This is a genomic window from Gemella sp. zg-570 (genome assembly GCF_018866345.1).
Lineage (GTDB): Bacteria > Bacillota > Bacilli > Staphylococcales > Gemellaceae > Gemelliphila.
The window spans coordinates 312,493-329,197 of sequence record NZ_CP076443.1; the positions used below are offsets into that span (position 1 = coordinate 312,493).

At 28.4% G+C, this 16,705-nt stretch carries 13 protein-coding genes; 11 read left to right on the top strand and 2 right to left on the bottom strand.

Annotated features, from left to right (window positions below; genetic code table 11):
* Window positions 1–311: 311 nt before the first annotated feature.
* The 7 genes from KMP11_RS01575 (at window position 312) to yvcK (ending at window position 10,772) form a co-directional block, all read left to right on the top strand.
* Window positions 312–2,090: an NTP transferase domain-containing protein gene (locus KMP11_RS01575; protein WP_215756907.1), complete on the top strand. Its 1,779-nt coding sequence runs from the start codon at window positions 312–314 to the stop codon at window positions 2,088–2,090.
* Between the two features lie 142 nt (window positions 2,091–2,232).
* Window positions 2,233–3,897 carry a GH25 family lysozyme gene (locus KMP11_RS01580; protein WP_216279985.1) on the top strand — a complete coding sequence of 555 codons (1,665 nt, stop codon included), beginning with the start codon at window positions 2,233–2,235 and terminating at the stop codon, window positions 3,895–3,897.
* A gap of 213 nt (window positions 3,898–4,110) precedes the next feature.
* Window positions 4,111–4,890: an SDR family NAD(P)-dependent oxidoreductase gene (locus KMP11_RS01585; RefSeq protein ID WP_215756612.1), complete on the top strand. Its 780-nt coding sequence runs from the start codon at window positions 4,111–4,113 to the stop codon at window positions 4,888–4,890.
* 138 nt (window positions 4,891–5,028) lie between these two features.
* Window positions 5,029–5,874, top strand: a complete 846-nt coding sequence (locus KMP11_RS01590) for a YitT family protein (RefSeq protein ID WP_215756613.1) — start codon at window positions 5,029–5,031, stop codon at window positions 5,872–5,874.
* 239 nt (window positions 5,875–6,113) lie between these two features.
* Window positions 6,114–8,720 (top strand): DNA polymerase I, encoded by a 2,607-nt coding sequence (polA, locus tag KMP11_RS01595; protein WP_215756614.1) that lies wholly within the window; start codon window positions 6,114–6,116, stop codon window positions 8,718–8,720.
* Window positions 8,721–8,926: 206 nt separating this feature from the next.
* Window positions 8,927–9,787: an RNase adapter RapZ gene (gene rapZ / locus KMP11_RS01600; RefSeq protein WP_215756615.1), complete on the top strand. Its 861-nt coding sequence runs from the start codon at window positions 8,927–8,929 to the stop codon at window positions 9,785–9,787.
* 4 nt (window positions 9,788–9,791) lie between these two features.
* A complete protein-coding gene (gene yvcK, locus KMP11_RS01605) occupies window positions 9,792–10,772 on the top strand; it encodes a gluconeogenesis factor YvcK family protein (RefSeq protein ID WP_215756616.1) in 981 nt (326 codons plus the stop codon).
* A 975-nt stretch (window positions 10,773–11,747) separates the two neighbouring features.
* Here yvcK and serS read toward each other — a convergent pair.
* Together serS and def are read right to left on the bottom strand one after the other, a co-directional pair.
* Window positions 11,748–13,025: a serine--tRNA ligase gene (gene serS / locus KMP11_RS01610; RefSeq protein WP_215756618.1), complete on the bottom strand. Its 1,278-nt coding sequence runs from the start codon at window positions 13,023–13,025 to the stop codon at window positions 11,748–11,750.
* Between the two features lie 299 nt (window positions 13,026–13,324).
* Complete coding sequence (gene def / locus KMP11_RS01615) at window positions 13,325–13,879, bottom strand: peptide deformylase (RefSeq protein WP_215756619.1); 555 nt, start codon at window positions 13,877–13,879, stop codon at window positions 13,325–13,327.
* Between the two features lie 181 nt (window positions 13,880–14,060).
* Between def and KMP11_RS07890 the strand changes: the two genes are divergently transcribed.
* From KMP11_RS07890 to rpiA, 4 genes are all read left to right on the top strand, one after another.
* Window positions 14,061–14,372: a cupin domain-containing protein gene (locus KMP11_RS07890; protein ID WP_371741355.1), complete on the top strand. Its 312-nt coding sequence runs from the start codon at window positions 14,061–14,063 to the stop codon at window positions 14,370–14,372.
* Window positions 14,353–14,553, top strand: coding sequence for a cupin domain-containing protein (locus tag KMP11_RS07895; RefSeq protein ID WP_371741356.1), 201 nt, complete (start codon window positions 14,353–14,355; stop codon window positions 14,551–14,553). The genes KMP11_RS07890 and KMP11_RS07895 overlap by 20 nt, the downstream gene beginning before the upstream one ends.
* A gap of 108 nt (window positions 14,554–14,661) precedes the next feature.
* A complete protein-coding gene (gene tyrS, locus KMP11_RS01625) occupies window positions 14,662–15,915 on the top strand; it encodes a tyrosine--tRNA ligase (RefSeq protein WP_215756620.1) in 1,254 nt (417 codons plus the stop codon).
* Window positions 15,916–15,925: 10 nt separating this feature from the next.
* On the top strand, window positions 15,926–16,603 hold the full coding sequence (rpiA, locus tag KMP11_RS01630; RefSeq protein ID WP_215756621.1) for a ribose-5-phosphate isomerase RpiA: 678 nt from the start codon (window positions 15,926–15,928) through the stop codon (window positions 16,601–16,603).
* Window positions 16,604–16,705: the final 102 nt, after the last annotated feature.

Below are 16,705 nucleotides of genomic sequence, written 5' to 3' on the forward strand. Positions count from 1 at the left end.
AGTAGTTGACAATTTAAAATATATTTTTAGTAATTTATAAAATTTTAAACAAGAAGATATAACTTAAAAAGTTTATATCTTTTTTATTTTTCATAAAATTATTGTTTAAACAGTAGCAAAAATTTACATAGTAAAGTCAAAATTTATAATAAATTCAATTTTAATTTTTTATATTTGTTAGTATCATAAAAAATTTTTTATAAACATATTTCTTTTAATTTTTCTTTACTAATAATAGTTACTGTGATATTATTTTATAGTATGTTCAAATAAGGAATATTAAAATAAAAAAATGAACATTGGAGAGAAAATTGAAAGAAGCAAAATTTAATTTATTAAATATTATTGAAAAAAATGGTAATAAGTATTTATCGCAAAGAGAAATTGCAGAAAGGTTATCTATATCATTAGGAAAAGTAAATTCTTTAATAGCAGAATTAAAAAATGAAAATTTATTAAGTGAAGATATAAGTATTACGGAGAAGGGTTATAAATCTTTAGAACCTTACAAAGTTCAAAATGCTGTAATTATGGCAGCAGGTATGAGTAGTAGATTTGCTCCCTTATCCTATGAAAGTCCCAAAGGATTATTAATAGTCAAGGGCGAAAAATTAATAGAAAGACAGATAAAACAACTTCAAGAGGTTGGAATAAATGATATTACTCTAGTAGTAGGTTACATGAAAGAAAAAATGTTTTATCTCGAAGAAAAATTTAATGTAAATATAGTTATTAATTCAGACTATAATAGATATAATAATAGCTCATCATTAAAACTTGTAACTCATAAATTAGCTAATACCTATATTTGTTCTTCAGATAATTATTTTGTAGAAAATCCATTTGAAAAATATGTATATCACGCCTATTATTCTTGTGTTTTTGAAGCTGGTTCAACAGAAGAATACTGTGTTAGCTATGACAAAAAAAATAGAATTTTAGATGTAACTATCGGCGGAAAAGATTCTTGGACAATGTTGGGGCATGTTTATTTTGATAAAAATTTTAGTGATAAATTTGTAGAAATTTTGAATAATGAATATAAGTATTCAATTACAAAAGAAAAATTGTGGGAAGACCTATATATTAGATACATTAAAGATTTAGATTTATCTATAAGAAAATATGACAAATCAAATATCAAAGAATTTGATTCACTAGAAGATTTAAGAAGTTTTGATGAAAAATATATTAATAATGCTAACTCAGATATTTTAAGAAATATTTGCAAAGTATTAGATTGTAAAGAAAGCGATATAGTCAATATAAAACCTATACAATCAACTGCAACCAATACTTCATTTAAGTTCAAAGTTTTAGGGAAAAATTATGTTTATAGGCATCCTGATATAGATACAGAACTTTATATTAATAGGGCTAGTGAAGTAGCTACCTTAGAAATTGCTAAAAAATTGGAAATAGATAAGTCATACATATATGTAGATAAAAAAGAAGGTTGGAAATTAGCTTATTTTATGTATGACACAACAAGTCTGGATTATAAGAATAAAGAACATGTATCAAAGGCTATTAAAATATTAAAAAAACTTCATAATAGTAGCGAAACTACATCTTTTGAATTTAATATTTGGCATGAAATAGATAAATTAAAAAAACATTTGTCTAAATATAAAAGAACAGATTTTAATAATATGTCTTATATGGAAGATATGATAGCAAAATTAAAAGTATATTTAGAAAATAAGGATTCAAAAAAAACTTTATGTAATATCAACACGAATCCATCAAATTTTATAATTGATAAAGAAGATAAAATGTATCTGATAGATTGGGAATATTCTGGAATGGCTGACCCTGCATTAGACTTAGGAACTTTTATTTCTTGTTCAGATTTTAATTTAGAAGAAGTGGAGAAAACAATAGCAGATTATCTTGAATACAAACCAAGTGGCAAAGAGTTAGGACACTTTTTTGCTTATATTTCTGTAATGTCATTTTACTGGTTTTTATGGGCAATAAATCAAGAAAACAAGGGCAAGATAATTGGAGAATATCTTTATACTTGGTATAAATTCAGTAATTTTTATGGTAAAAAAGCATTAGAAGTTTACAAAAAAACCAAGACATAAATTAAAAAAATTTTACTTATTATTTATTTTTGTAACCAAAAAGTAATAAAAAAGAAACTCTACAGATATTATAAATAAAGAAAATATATGTTAGAATAATCTAGCATAAAGAATATAAAAAAATATCTTGTGGAGAGAAAAAATGAAAAGAAATAAGACAAAAAAAATATTGATGATGCTAGCAGTAATGACTAGTCCATTAATAGTAAATCAAGTAGTGGAAGAAAAAATAGCATCAGCACAAAGTCTAGGCTGGTATCAAGAAAATGGCAAATGGTACTATTTAGAAGCAGACGGCAGCCTAGCAAAAAACAAGTGGATAGGAGACTACTACCTAGGAGCAAATGGAGCGATGCTAACAAGTAGTTGGACACCAGACGGCTACTATGTAGATGAAAATGGTAAGTGGGTTCCCAACAAAGCCAAACAAACAGGCTGGTATCAAGAAAATGGCAAATGGTACTATTTAGAAGCAGACGGCAACCTAGCAAAAAACAAGTGGATAGGAGACTACTACCTAGGAGCAAATGGAGCGATGCTAACAAGTAGTTGGACACCAGACGGCTACTATGTAGATTACAGTGGTAAGTGGCTAGCAAACAAAACAAAACAAACAGGCTGGCATCAAGAAAATGGCAAATGGTACTATTTAGAAGCAGACGGCAGCCTAGCAAAAAACAAGTGGATAGGAGACTACTACCTAGGAGTAAATGGAGCAATGCTAACAAGTAGTTGGACACCAGACGGCTACTATGTAGACTACAGAGGCAAGTGGCTAGCAAACAAAACAAAACAAACAGGCTGGCATCAAGAAAATGGAAAATGGTATTATTTAGAAGCAGACGGAAGCCTAGCAAAAAGCAAGTGGATAGGAGACTACTACCTAGGAGCAAATGGAGCAATGCTAACAAGTAGTTGGACACCAGACGGCTACTATGTAGATGAAAATGGTAAGTGGCTAGCAAACAAAACAAAACAAACAGGCTGGCATCAAGAAAATGGAAAATGGTATTATTTAGAAGCAGACGGAAGCCTAGCAAAAAACAAGTGGATAGGAGACTACTACCTAGGAGTAAATGGAGCAATGCTAACAAGTAGTTTGCCATCAGACGGCTACCATGTAGACTACATAGACAACAAAGTTAATAAAGAAAATATCAGCTACAAATTTACCCCTAAAAAAATAGCAGATATAAGCGAACATAATCTTGATATAGATTTTTCAAAATTAAAACATGAAGTTGATGGGCTAATAATTCGTGCTGGTTTTGGAACAGTAAGAGAAGATAGAAAATTTAGAGAATATGCCAACGCAGCCTTAAAAGAAGGTATTCCATTTGGATTTTATTGGTACTCTTACGCTCTTAATGAAGAGCAGGCTAAAGCTGAAGCAAATATGTTTCTAAATACAATTAAAAACTATAAGCCAGAATACCCAATATTTGTTGATATGGAGGATGCTGATTATTGGAAAGAAAAACAAGGTTCACATCACCCAGCAAATTCTTGGCAAGGAAGAGAAAATATAATAAAAACTCATATAGATATTTACAAGGAAAATGGTTACTTAGGTGGAGTATACGCCTCTAGAAATTGGTTTAATAGTATGTCAAACGACTTAAATAAGTATAATCGCTGGGTAGCTCACTGGACTCAAGATCCTAACACTTATGTTGCTTCTTCATATGGAATGCATCAATATACTTCAGATGGTTCTGCTGCCGGAGTACCTGGGAGACTAGATTTAAGTATGTCATTTGTAGATTATCCAAAAATAATAAAAAATGGTGGCTTTAATAATTGGTAAAGATAGCTAAAAAGACATTAAGGAAATTAACTAAGTGTCTTTTTGTTTAATTATTAAATTTTATGAACTTAAAAAAGATAATCGAAAGGTTGTCTTTTTTATTTTCAAAAATAAGACTATTAAAAATTTGCAAACAAATAATACAAATATTTTAAGTATATTTTTAATTTAAAATATAGTAAAATTTAATAATAAATTTTTAAGGAGAAGATTATGACAAAAATAGTATTAATAACTGGAGCATCATTAGGTTTAGGGAAAGAGTTTGCTTACAAGTATGCAAAGGAAACTTATAATTTATTATTAGTAGCAAGAAGTGAAAATAAATTATTAGAAATAAAAAATTATTTAGAAAAAAAATATAATATTAGAGTCTTTATTTTAGTAAAAGATTTATCAAAAAATTCAGCGGCAAAAGAAGTTTATGAATATTGTAAAGAAAATAATTTAAGAGTAGAAATCTTAATTAATAATGCAGGTTTTGGAGATTTCGGAGATTTTAAAGATAGTGATTTGGATAAACAAACAAATATGATAGATTTGAATGTTAGAAGTTTGGTTCAAATGACGCATTATTTCCTAAATGAAATGATTGATAAAAATAGTGGAAAAATTTTAAATCTTGCTTCGGTTGCTAGCTTTATGCCAGGGCCAAAAATGAGTGTTTACTATGCAAGTAAAGCCTTTGTTTTAAGTTTTACAGAAGCTTTAGCTGAAGAACTGACCAAATTTAATATAAAAATATCAGCCCTATGTCCAGGACCTACGAAAACTAATTTTGAAAAAAATGCCGATGTGAATTTCAGTGGAGTAAAAATGCAAGAAGCTAGTGAAGTTGTAAATTATGCTTATGATAAATTTATGTCTAGTAAGAAAGTTATAATTTTACCTGGTTTGCAAAATAAAATTTTAGTTACAAGTGTAAAATTTTTACCAAAGTCTTTTTTAAGAAAAGCAGTAAATATTATTCAATCTAATTTTAGGGGAAAGTAAAGGTTTGAAATAAAAAATATAAAATAAAGGATAAAAACTATTATATAACTTTAAAATGTTTAGTAACACCTATTAATTTAAATATATTTACTATTATGTTACTATATAAATATCACAATTTTTGAAAGGAGAATTTAATTGTCAAAATTAAATTATTTGAAAAAATATTTTGTAGTATTAATAGGTTCTATAATTTTTGCGGCGGGACTAGAATTTTTCTTAATACCTAATAATATTTTAGATGGTGGGGTAGTAGGTTTATCTATTATTGCTTATCACTATATAAAAATCCCCTTAGGTATCTTTATATTTATTTTAAACATTCCATTTTTGTATTTAGGCTATAAACAAATAGGTTTACAATTTACACTGGCTTCTATTTTCGGTGTGGTAGCTCTATCTATATCAACAAGCTTATTCCACCCTTACCCCCCTTTGGTAACAAATCCATTTTTAGCTTGTGTTTTTGGAGGGATAATACTGGGTATTGGCGTTGGCTTAGTTATTCGTAGCGGTGGAACATTAGACGGCAGTGAGATGTTTTCTATTTTTATTACAAGAAAATTACCAATTTCTGTTGGAGAGATGGTTTTAGTTATTAATGTAGGGATATTTATTATTTCTGGTTTTATTTTTGGTTGGGAAGCAGCCCTTTATTCAATGATAAGTTATTTCATAGCTTCAAAAGTTATGGATACGGTTATTGAAGGATTAAACGATTCTAAATCAGTTATGATTATTTCTAAAGACTATGACGCTATTAGTAAGGCCATACAGAAACAATTAGGTAGGGGTGTTACATTACTTATAGCAGAGGGTGGTTATAGTGGTGATAAGACTAAAGTTGTTTTTTGTGTTATCACTCGTATAGAAGAATCAATTTTAAAAGAAATAGTTACAAGTATAGATAAAAATGCCTTTCTTTCTATGGGGAATATTGCAGAAGTTAGTGGAGCTAACTTTAAAAAACGAGATATACATTAAGACCTGATAATTTTATCAGGTTTTTTATTTTTATAAAAAATATTTGCAGTTAAGAAAATTTATAATATTTATAATTAATTTTTTATTTTAAAATCTTATTTTGAAAATTTTATGTCAGGAAATTTTTATTTATTATAGAAATTAAAATTTTATAAGTTACTAGTTCAACTTATATTTTATGAAGCGAGTAGTTTTTGTGTTATAATGTTAATGATTATAGAGAAAATTGAGGATTATTTATGTCAAAAATTATGTTATTAGATGGTAATAGTTTAACTTATCGTGCCTTTCACGCCATGCCACTTTTAAAAAATAAAAAGGCTTTATATACAAACGCTGTTTACGGATTTGCTTTAATGCTAGAAAAGTTATTGGCAGATGTTAAACCTGATTTTGCTTTGGTTGCATTTGATAAGGGCAAGGCTACCTTCCGTCATCAAACTTATTCAGATTACAAGGGAACACGAGATAAAACTCCTAGCGAACTAGTAGAGCAATTTGACTATGTTCGAGAACTTTTGGATAGTTACGGAATAAAATATGAAGAAGATGCTGAATATGAGGCGGACGATATTATAGGAACTTATGCAAAAAAATCGCAAGCCTTGGGTCATGATGTAATAGTAGTGTCAGGAGATAAGGATTTAACACAATTAGCAAGTGACAAGATTACAATTTATTATACTAAGCGAGGGGTTACAGAACTTGATTATTACACACCCGCCTTTATTAATAAAAAATACGGGCTAAGCCCTTTGCAAATAATAGATATGAAAGGCTTAATGGGGGACAAGTCGGATAATATACCAGGAATTGAAGGTATCGGAGAAAAAACTGCAATTAAATTATTGTCTGAATACGGTAGCCTAGAAGAAGTCTTAAATAATATTGATAAGATAAATGGGAAAAAATTAAAAGAGAGATTAGAAAATGGCAAGGATAGTGCCATTCTTAGTAAAAAATTGGCAACCATTTATACACAGGTACCTATAAAGCGTGAAATTTCAGACTTAACTTTTACGGAAGATATTGATAAAAAAACAAATTTATATAAAAAATTAGAGTTCAGCTCCTTTCTAAAAAAATTAGAAAAGCCTCCAGCAAAAAAAGAAGAAGTAAACTTAAAAATTATTTATTCTGACGCTAAGACAGACTTAAATTTAAAAAATTCAGCTATTCACTTAGAATGCTATACAGATGACTACCATAATAGCGATGTTTTATCCCTTGCTGTTTACTCAGATAATAGTATCTACCTATTTGCTAAAGAAGATTTTTTTACTAATAAAAATGTAGTTTCTTATCTATCTTCAGAAGAAAGCAAAAATATTTTTGATTTTAAAAAAGTTGCCTATCACGCAAAATTTTATGGAATAGAAATAAGGGGAACCATATTCGATGCAAGGATAGCTAGCTACTTGGTAGATGTAACCCTTGCTGGCAAATTAGATAAGATAGTAAATCACTATTTAGGAAAAATTTTAGAAAGTGATGAAGAAATTTATGGCAAGGGGGTAAAACGTTCAGTCCCTCCAAAAGAAATTTTTGAAAATTACTTAGCCAAGATAGTTAGATATAATTTTGAATTAAAACCTGTATTGGAAAATTTACTAAATGAGCAAAATATGCTTTCTCTTTATCATGATATAGAAATACCAACATCTAAAGTTTTAGCTGATATGGAATTTGAAGGAATACATGTCAATAAAAAAGAGTTGGAGCTTATAAGTTATGATTTGGATAAGCGAACAGAAGATTTAGAATATTCTATTTATGCCCTAGCAGGTAGTGAATTTAATATTTCTTCGCCAAAACAATTAGGTATGGTTCTTTTTGAAAATTTAGGTTTGCCAGCTGTGAAAAAAACGAAAACAGGTTATTCGACTTCTATTGAAGTCCTTGAATTTTTAGAAAATAAACACCCAATTGTTCCACTTATTATGGAGTATCGAACAATTACTAAATTAAATTCTACCTATGCCAAAGGGTTGATTAAGGATATAAGTAGAGAGGGTAAAATTCATACTATCTATGAACAAACGCTGGCTCAAACTGGACGCTTATCATCTATCAATCCAAACTTGCAAAATATTCCAATCAGAATAGAAGATGGGAAAAAAATTCGTCGTGCCTTTGTACCATCTAGTGCTGATAATCTTATTTTAGCCATAGACTACTCGCAAATAGAATTAAGAGTTTTAGCCCATATAGCAAATGACAAAGTTATGATAGAAGCCTTTAATAATGATGAAGATATACATACAAAAACAGCAAGTCAAGTGAATAATGTAGCACTGGAAGAAGTTACAGAAAATATGCGTCGTGAAGCTAAGGCTGTAAACTTTGGAATAGTTTATGGTATTTCAGATTTTGGTCTGTCTAATAATTTAGGGATTAGTAGAAAAAGAGCCAAAGAATTTATAGAAAAATATTTAGAAACATTTTCTGGTGTTAAAAACTACATGGACGAGATAGTGCAATTTGCAAAAGAGAATAATTACGTAGAAACTTTATTTTCTCGTCGTAGGTATTTACCAGAAATAAACAATAAAAATAAAATGATAGTAAACTTAAATAGCCGTATTGCCATGAATACACCAATACAAGGAAGTGCAGCAGACATTATAAAAATTGCTATGGTAAAAGTTGCTAACTATTTAAAAGAAAGCAAGCTAAGAGCAAAATTATTATTGCAAGTTCATGACGAATTAATATTCGATGTGCATAAAGATGACAGGGAAGAATTAGAAAAAATAGTTAAAGAATTAATGGAATCTTCAGCTAATATGCAGGTTAAATTAAAAGCAGATGCTTCTTACGGCAACAACTGGTATGAAGCAAAATAATTATTTTAATATTTAGTGCGGATAAAAATCTATGCTAAATATTTTTTAATTTTAAAAAATTTATTTTAAGAATTTTATTTTAAAATATTTCAATTTAAAATACAGATTATAAGCTAGAAAACTAGCTAGACTTTTTTTATATTTGTAAATAGTGTATAATTAAGTAAAATATATTTTTGTAAATTATAATTTAAGAGGAAAATAAAATGAAAAAAGATTTAGTTATTATTACTGGTTTGAGTGGTGCTGGTAAAAATTCAGCTTTAGACGTTTTTGAAGATTTTGGATATTTTTGTGTTGACAATATGCCCTCACTACTTGTTGATGCATTTTTAAAATTGTTGATAGAAAAAGATATAACAAAGGCTGCTATTAGTATAGATATAAGAAGTAAAAAATTCTCATTAGAACTTGGAACAATGTTGCAAAATATTTTAAAAGATGATAATTTTAATATAAAAATTATTTATATTGATTGTAGTGATGAAGTTTTAGTTAATAGGTACAAGGAAACTAGAAAAAATCACCCACTTTCTAAAAAAAGTAACTTGTTAGATGGTATCAGGGCAGAACGTGAACTGATGAAAAATATCAGAGTCAATGCAAATTATATTTATGACACGAGCAAGCTAAAAGTTAAAGATTTAATAGAAAAAATTTCTCAAGATTTTAGTATCAAAAAACTTGATAGGTATCATGTAACAGTTTCTAGTTTTGGTTATAAATATGGTATTCCTATTGATGCTGATAATATTATTGATGTAAGATTCTTAAGAAATCCATTTTATATAGATGAGTTAAAAGAAAAAACTGGTTTGGAAGAAGATGTTTATAATTATGTTATGGCAGATGATACAAGTCAAGAATTTTATGATAATTTGAAAAAATTAATTTTATTTATGATTGAAAAATATCAGTATGAAGGTAGAGATAAGATAGCCATAGCTGTTGGTTGTACGGGAGGTAAGCACCGTTCTGTAAGTATAGCTAGAAAATTGTTTGAAGATATTAAAAAAGAAGGATACACAACTTATATTTCACATAGAGATATAAATATGAGCAGGTAATATTATGAATAATGAGATAAAAGTAGTAACTATTGGAGGAGGTACAGGCTTATCTGTTCTTTTGCGAGGACTTAAAAATTATCCATTAGATATAACAGCTTTAGTAACTGTTGCAGATGATGGTGGAAGTTCTGGTAAAATAAGAAGTGATATGAATATTCCCTCACCGGGGGATATAAGAAATGTAATAGCTGCACTTTCTGATGTAGAACCACACTTGGAAAAAATGTTTCAGTATCGTTTTGATATTGGAGAGATTAGTGGACACCCAGTCGGTAATTTGATGATTGCTGCCATGGCAGATATTCATGGAGATTTTTCGACAGCTGTAAAAATTATGAGCAAAATTTTTAATGTCAAGGGTACAGTTTTACCAACAACTAACGATATAGCAACATTAAATGCAGTTATGAAAGATAATACTATTGTAAGAGGAGAATCAACAATAACTGAATATGGTGGCGTGATAGATAGGGTATATATAACTCCAAAAACTGTTAAGACAACTGATTATGTCTTAAAAGCTATTGAAGAAGCTGATTATATTATAATGGGTCCAGGTAGTTTGTACACATCTATCATACCCAACTTGGTTATTGGAAATATAGCAGAAAAAATAAAAAACAGTAAGGCTAGAAAAATTTATGTTGCTAATGTTATGACGCAAAATGGAGAAACTGATAATTACAAGGTGTCCGACCACATAAAAGCAATAAATAAACACATAGGAGAAAATATTTTTGATTTGGTAATAGCAAATTCAAAAGATATAGAAGAAAATGTTTTGAAATTTTATAAGCTCTCGAAACAAGACAAGGTTATATTAGATTATGAAGAAGTAAAAAATTTAGGAATAGAAATAAGTTCTGATGAAGATGTAATAAAAATAGAAAAAAACATTGTTCGCCACAATACTGAAAAAGTTTCAGAATTAATTTATGAATATATACTTGATAATCAAGAATCAATTGTTTATAAAGGATAAAAAAGGATTATTTAAGAATAAAATAATAAATAATCTAAGCCGAGAAAATTTTTCTCGGCGTTTTATTATATATACTGTAAAATTATTATTTATTATATTTTCTAATAATCATTAAAAAAATTTCTATTGAAGAATGTTTAAATCTCCAATAAAAAATTATTGTTTTGTTAGTTGGGTAATATATAAGTTTGTTGAAAATTCTTAACTTCTTTATTTTAGAAAATACAGAAGTTAATTTATAAAAAACACCATAAAAAGAAAGTAATAATTAGAAAAAATATTTTTATATGTTATAATAAATAGAGGTAAAGGATATAAGTAAGTTTAATAATTGAATAAAGGTAATTTGTATGGTAGGCAATGTATAATATTACGGTTTATGGTGTAAATACTTCTTATAAAACTTTTAAAGGGAGATGTTTACTATGAAAAATAAAATTATTTTATACAATACAGGCATACTAGGATTTTTATTTACTGTAACTTCACTTCTTGTAGTTACAGAAATCAGGCAAAAATTTAATATTGAATATCCTTTTATATTTTTTACAAGTCAAATTTTTATATTGACTATTCTTATATTTTATAGCATATACACTTTATTTCAATGGAATAGTATAAGCGAGAAACATTCCATACTATTTTTATTACAATCGTTTATATCATATTTATTAATGTATGTTATCGCATATAGTGGATATAAGTATTCTTTTATATTAATTTTTATAGTAGGAATAATTGATATTTATTATACTAGAAAGAGATACAGCTTGATTAAATATAAAAGATAATCAAAAAATTTAGGAATAGAAATTAATTCTGATGAAGATGTAATAAAAATAGAAAAAATATTGTTCGCCACAATACTGAAAAAGTATCAGAATTAATTTATGAATATATACTTGATAATCAAGAATCAGTTGTTTATAAAGGATAAAAAAGGATTGGAATTTTCCAATCCTTTTTGCTATAAAATTATTTTGTAATTTTTTCCATATTTCTCATATAGGCTCTTAAAACTTCTGGTATTGTAATTGAGCCATCTTCATTTTGATAATTTTCAATTATGGCAGCCGCTGTTCTACCAACAGCAAGTCCAGAACCGTTCAATGTATGAGCAAATTCAATTTTTCCTGTATCTTTTCTACGGAAGCGGATATTAGCACGTCTTGCTTGGAAATCTGTACAGTTTGAACAAGAACTTATTTCTTTATATGCGTTATAGCTTGGTAACCAAACTTCTAAATCATATGTTTTAGCACTGCAAAAACCAGTATCTCCTGTACAAAGTGTAATTACACGGTAGGGTAGTTGTAATTTTTTCAAAATATTTTCTGCGTGAGAAGTCATAATTTCTAACTGCTCGTATGATTCTTCTGGTTTTGCAAAGCGAACCATTTCTACCTTGTCAAATTGGTGCATGCGGATAAGTCCACGAGTATCACGACCTGCACTTCCTGCTTCTGAACGGAAGCAAATACTAAATCCAGTAAGTCCTTTTGGTAAATAATCTTCTTCTAGGATTTCGTTGCTGTGATAATTTGTTAGTGGAACTTCTGCTGTTGGGATAAGAGTTAAGCCTTCTGATTCTATCGTATAAACATCTTCCAAAAATTTAGGGAATTGTCCCGTTCCGAATAGAGAATTTTTATTTACAAGTTGAGGAACCATCATTTCTTGGTAGCCGTGTTCTAAAACGTGAGTATCAATCATAAAATTTATCAAGGCACGTTCCAATAAAGCACCGGCATTTTTATAGAATAAAAATCTACTTCCACTTACTTTTGCAGCACGTTCAAAATCAACTATGTCTAAGTCCTCTACTAAATCCCAGTGAGCCTTTGGTTCAAAACCAAAATTTCTAATTTCTCCAATACGTCTAACTTCAATATTTTCACTTTCATCTTCGCCGCTAGGTGTTTCATCAGAAACTAGGTTAGGTATGCGACATACAATGTCATGTAATTTTTCGTCTATTTCTCTTATTTCAACATCAAGATTAGTTATTTCATCAGAAACTTTTTTCATCTCTTTAATAACTTCACTTGCATCTTCTTTTTTACGTTTTAAAATTGCTATTTCTTCACTTGTTTTATTTCTAAGTGCTTTTAAATCTTCAACTTTAACAAGTAACTCACGTCGTTTTTTATCTAGTTCTAAAATTTTATCAACTACTTCTGTATTGTCGCCACGTTTAGCAATTTTTTCTCTAACCAAGTCTGGTTGTACTCTTATTAATTTAATGTCTAACATAAAATATCCTCCTAATTTTAATATAAAAAATCCCCTGTCTTAAAATAAGACAAGGGACGATGAGTATTTCGTGGTTCCACCCAAATTCAGCCATACAGGCTCTCTTCTTTTTAAATAAAAGCTAACTTATTTGACCCTATGCAAATAGGAAATAGTAGAATTTTAAAAATAAAATTAAGTACTCGCAGCAAATGTACTCTCTCTGAAATTTTATTACTTTAAAATATGTCTATATCAAATTTTTATATTTAATTTTCTAATATTTTACTCTTATTTTATTTTTTTGTCAAGAAATTTTATTAAAGTTTTTCGTATTCTTCTGGCACGTCAAAAGGATTAGTTTTATTTATGTGGTCGTAGAATAGAACACCGTTTAAATGGTCAATCTCATGTTGGAAGCAAATAGCTGCTAAACCTGTTAAGTTTAAAGTAACTTTTTCGTCATTTTCAGTATAGCCAATAACTTTTATTTTTGAATATCTAGGAACATAACCCTTGATTTCTTTATCAACAGATAAACAACCTTCTCCTCCCTCAAGATAGCATTTGGCAGAAGAATGAGAAATTATTTTTGGATTGTAAAGGGCATATGAAATTGTATTTTTTTCATCTTCCTCATCTGGTATGTGAACTGCTATCATTCTTTTTGCAACATTTATTTGTGGAGCTGCTAGACCAATTCCTGGTTTTAGATTGTATTTTTTGCATAATTCATCATCTTGAGAAGCTATTACATATTCCAATAAACTTTTTAAAATTTTTTTATCTTCAAGAGATATGGGTGATTTTACTTCTTCGCAACGAGTACGCAAAGTATCGTGGGGGTCAATTATAATATTTTTTGCTGTAATCAATTTTTTATCCTTTCAAAATTTTATTTTCTATTTCATTTTAATACATAATCAAATATTCTTCAATAAATAAATTAAAGAAGATTTTAAGAAGAAATTAAGAAAAAAATTTTATTTTTTCTATTTTAATTTATTAAAAGATATTTATGGTAAAATTATTTATATAAATTTTAGGAGAAAAATTATGAAAGATTATAAATATTATGTAGAAAAATTGAAATTAGAAAAACATTCAGAGGGAGGCTACTTTAAAGAAACTTATATTTCAGAAGAAAAAATTAAATTAGCAGACGGAAGAGATAGAAATTTAATGTCCAATATTTTATTTTTACTAACAGCCAGTAATCCATCGCATTTTCACAGATTAAAATCTGATGAATTATGCTTTTATCACGGTGGCAAGTCTTTAACTATTCACATGATTTTTCCTAACGGCAGATATGAAGAAATTTTTAGGTTTAGGAGAAAATCAAGTCTTGCAATATACAGTTCCTAAAGGTGTAATTTTTGCATCCAGTGTAAAAAGTAAAAATCCTGATGACTTTGCCATAGTTGCTTGTGTTGTTACGCCTGCTTTTACTTATGAAGATTTTGAATTGTTTACTCAAGCTGAATTAATAAAAGATTATCCAGAACACACAGAAATAATAAAAAAACTTGCTTATAAGTCTTTATAAAAAAATTTTTTAGAAAATTATATTAAATAAAAACTTTTATTTAAACTAGTTATTGACTATAATATTATGCTATAATAAATTGTAAATTAAATTAAAGGAGTTGGATATATGTCTAAATTATTAAAAGATTTAAAATACAGAGATTTGGTTTATCAACAAACTGATGAAAATGGAATAAGAGAATTATTAGAACGAGAAAGTGTATCTATCTATTGTGGGACTGATCCAACTGGTGATTCTTTGCACGTAGGACACCTATTACCATTTTTAACTTTAAAAAGATTTGCAGAGTATGGACACAAGCCCGTTGTTTTAGTTGGTGGTGGAACAGGAGTTATTGGCGACCCTTCTGGTCGTAGTGAAGAAAGACAATTACAAACTTTGGATATAATTGAAGCTAATGCAAAAAAATTAGAAGGACAGTTACGCAATATTTTTCGTAACAATAAAAATATAGAATTTGTTAATAATCATGATTGGTTGAGCAAGTTATCAATGCTAGAATTTTTAAGAGATTATGGAAAATTAGTAAATATAAATTATATGCTTGCCAAAGATTCTGTATCATCTAGGCTAGAAAATGGTTTGTCATTTACAGAATTTTCTTATAGTCTACTACAAGGAATTGATTTTGCTTATCTGAATAAAAATCATAATGTTAAAATGCAACTTGGTGGTTCTGACCAGTGGGGAAATATAGTAACTGGTTTAGAAATTATGCGTAAATTAAATGGAGATACAGAAGCCTACGGCTTTACAATTCCTTTGATGTTAAAATCTGACGGAACAAAATTTGGAAAATCAACAGGAGGTGCAGTCTGGTTAGACCCAGAAAAAACTACGCCTTATGAATTTTATCAATTCTGGTTCAACACTGCTGATGCTGACGTAATTGCTAGTTTAAAAAAATTCACATTTTTAGAAAAAGAAGTAATAGAAGAATTAGCTAGAAGTGTAGAAACAGAACCTCATCTTAGAAAGGCTCAGATAAAATTAGCAGAAGAAATGGTGAAAATAGTTCATGGTGATGAAGCACTTGAAAGTGCAAAACACGTAACAGAAGCACTTTTCTCTGGCAATATTAAAGACTTATCACCTTCTGAATTTTTACAAGCTGTAAAAGCAATGCCAAAAGAAATATTAGAAAAAGAAGAAGATAATATAGTAGATTTCTTGGTAAAATCAAAATTAGTTACTTCAAAACGTCAGGCTCGTGAAGATATAACAAACGGTGCAATCTACATCAACGGTGAAAAAATTACTGATTTAGATTATACAATTTCTGATAAAGACGTGTTAGAAAAATCTTATCTAGTATTAAGACGTGGTAAGAAAAAATATTTATTGATTGAATATAAATAAGGAGAAAATTATGAATTTAAAAGAACAGGTAGGGTATAAAGCATTAGATTTTGTAAAAGATGGTATGGTAGTAGGTTTAGGAACTGGCTCAACCGTATATTATTTTATTCATGCCATAGCAGAAAAAGTAAAAGAAGGCTTAAATGTAGAACTAGTTTCTACTTCTGTTCAAAGTATAGAATTGGCAAAATCATTAGGTCTTAATGTAAAAGAACTAGAAGAAGTTGAACACATCGATTTAACAGTAGACGGTGTTGACGAAATCGACAAAAATTTTAATGCCATAAAAGGTGGTGGTGCAGCCCTATTTAGAGAAAAAATAGTTGCCGACTTAAGCGAACACGTGGTTTGGATTTATGACGAGAGTAAAGACGTTGAAGAACTTGGTGCTTTTAATTTACCAGTTGAAATTTTACCATTTGCTTATACACACACTATCAACAAGATGAAAAAACAAGGTTTAAATCCTGTCTTACGCTATAAAAATGAAGAAATATTAATAACAGATAACAAGAATTATATAGTTGATTTACATCTGGATTTAGGATTTGATATAGAAATAGTTAAAGAAAAATTAGCTAATATTGTTGGTGTTGTTGAGCATGGATTATTCTTAAATATGTGTAAACACTGTATCAAGGGAACTCCTGCTGGGGCAATAGTAATAGAAAATCCAAGAAAAAAATAAAAAATTATCTTTAAAATAGTAAATTTTTAAAAATTTACTGTTTTTTGTTTATTTTATATAGCCTAATAATTTTATCAAAATATTTTATTTGCAAATTTTTAT

Excerpts from the sequence above, each read along its gene's own strand:
- serS (WP_215756618.1), bottom strand. The coding sequence starts at position 13,025 with ATGTTAGACATTAAATTAATAAGAGTACAACCAGACTTGGTTAGAGAA.
- KMP11_RS01585 (WP_215756612.1), top strand. The coding sequence starts at position 4,111 with ATGACAAAAATAGTATTAATAACTGGAGCATCATTAGGTTTAGGGAAA.
- KMP11_RS07890 (WP_371741355.1), top strand. The coding sequence starts at position 14,061 with ATGAAAGATTATAAATATTATGTAGAAAAATTGAAATTAGAAAAACAT.
- tyrS (WP_215756620.1), top strand. The coding sequence starts at position 14,662 with ATGTCTAAATTATTAAAAGATTTAAAATACAGAGATTTGGTTTATCAA.
- polA (WP_215756614.1), top strand. The coding sequence starts at position 6,114 with ATGTCAAAAATTATGTTATTAGATGGTAATAGTTTAACTTATCGTGCC.
- rpiA (WP_215756621.1), top strand. The coding sequence starts at position 15,926 with ATGAATTTAAAAGAACAGGTAGGGTATAAAGCATTAGATTTTGTAAAA.
- KMP11_RS01580 (WP_216279985.1), top strand. The coding sequence starts at position 2,233 with ATGAAAAGAAATAAGACAAAAAAAATATTGATGATGCTAGCAGTAATG.
- rapZ (WP_215756615.1), top strand. The coding sequence starts at position 8,927 with ATGAAAAAAGATTTAGTTATTATTACTGGTTTGAGTGGTGCTGGTAAA.
- yvcK (WP_215756616.1), top strand. The coding sequence starts at position 9,792 with ATGAATAATGAGATAAAAGTAGTAACTATTGGAGGAGGTACAGGCTTA.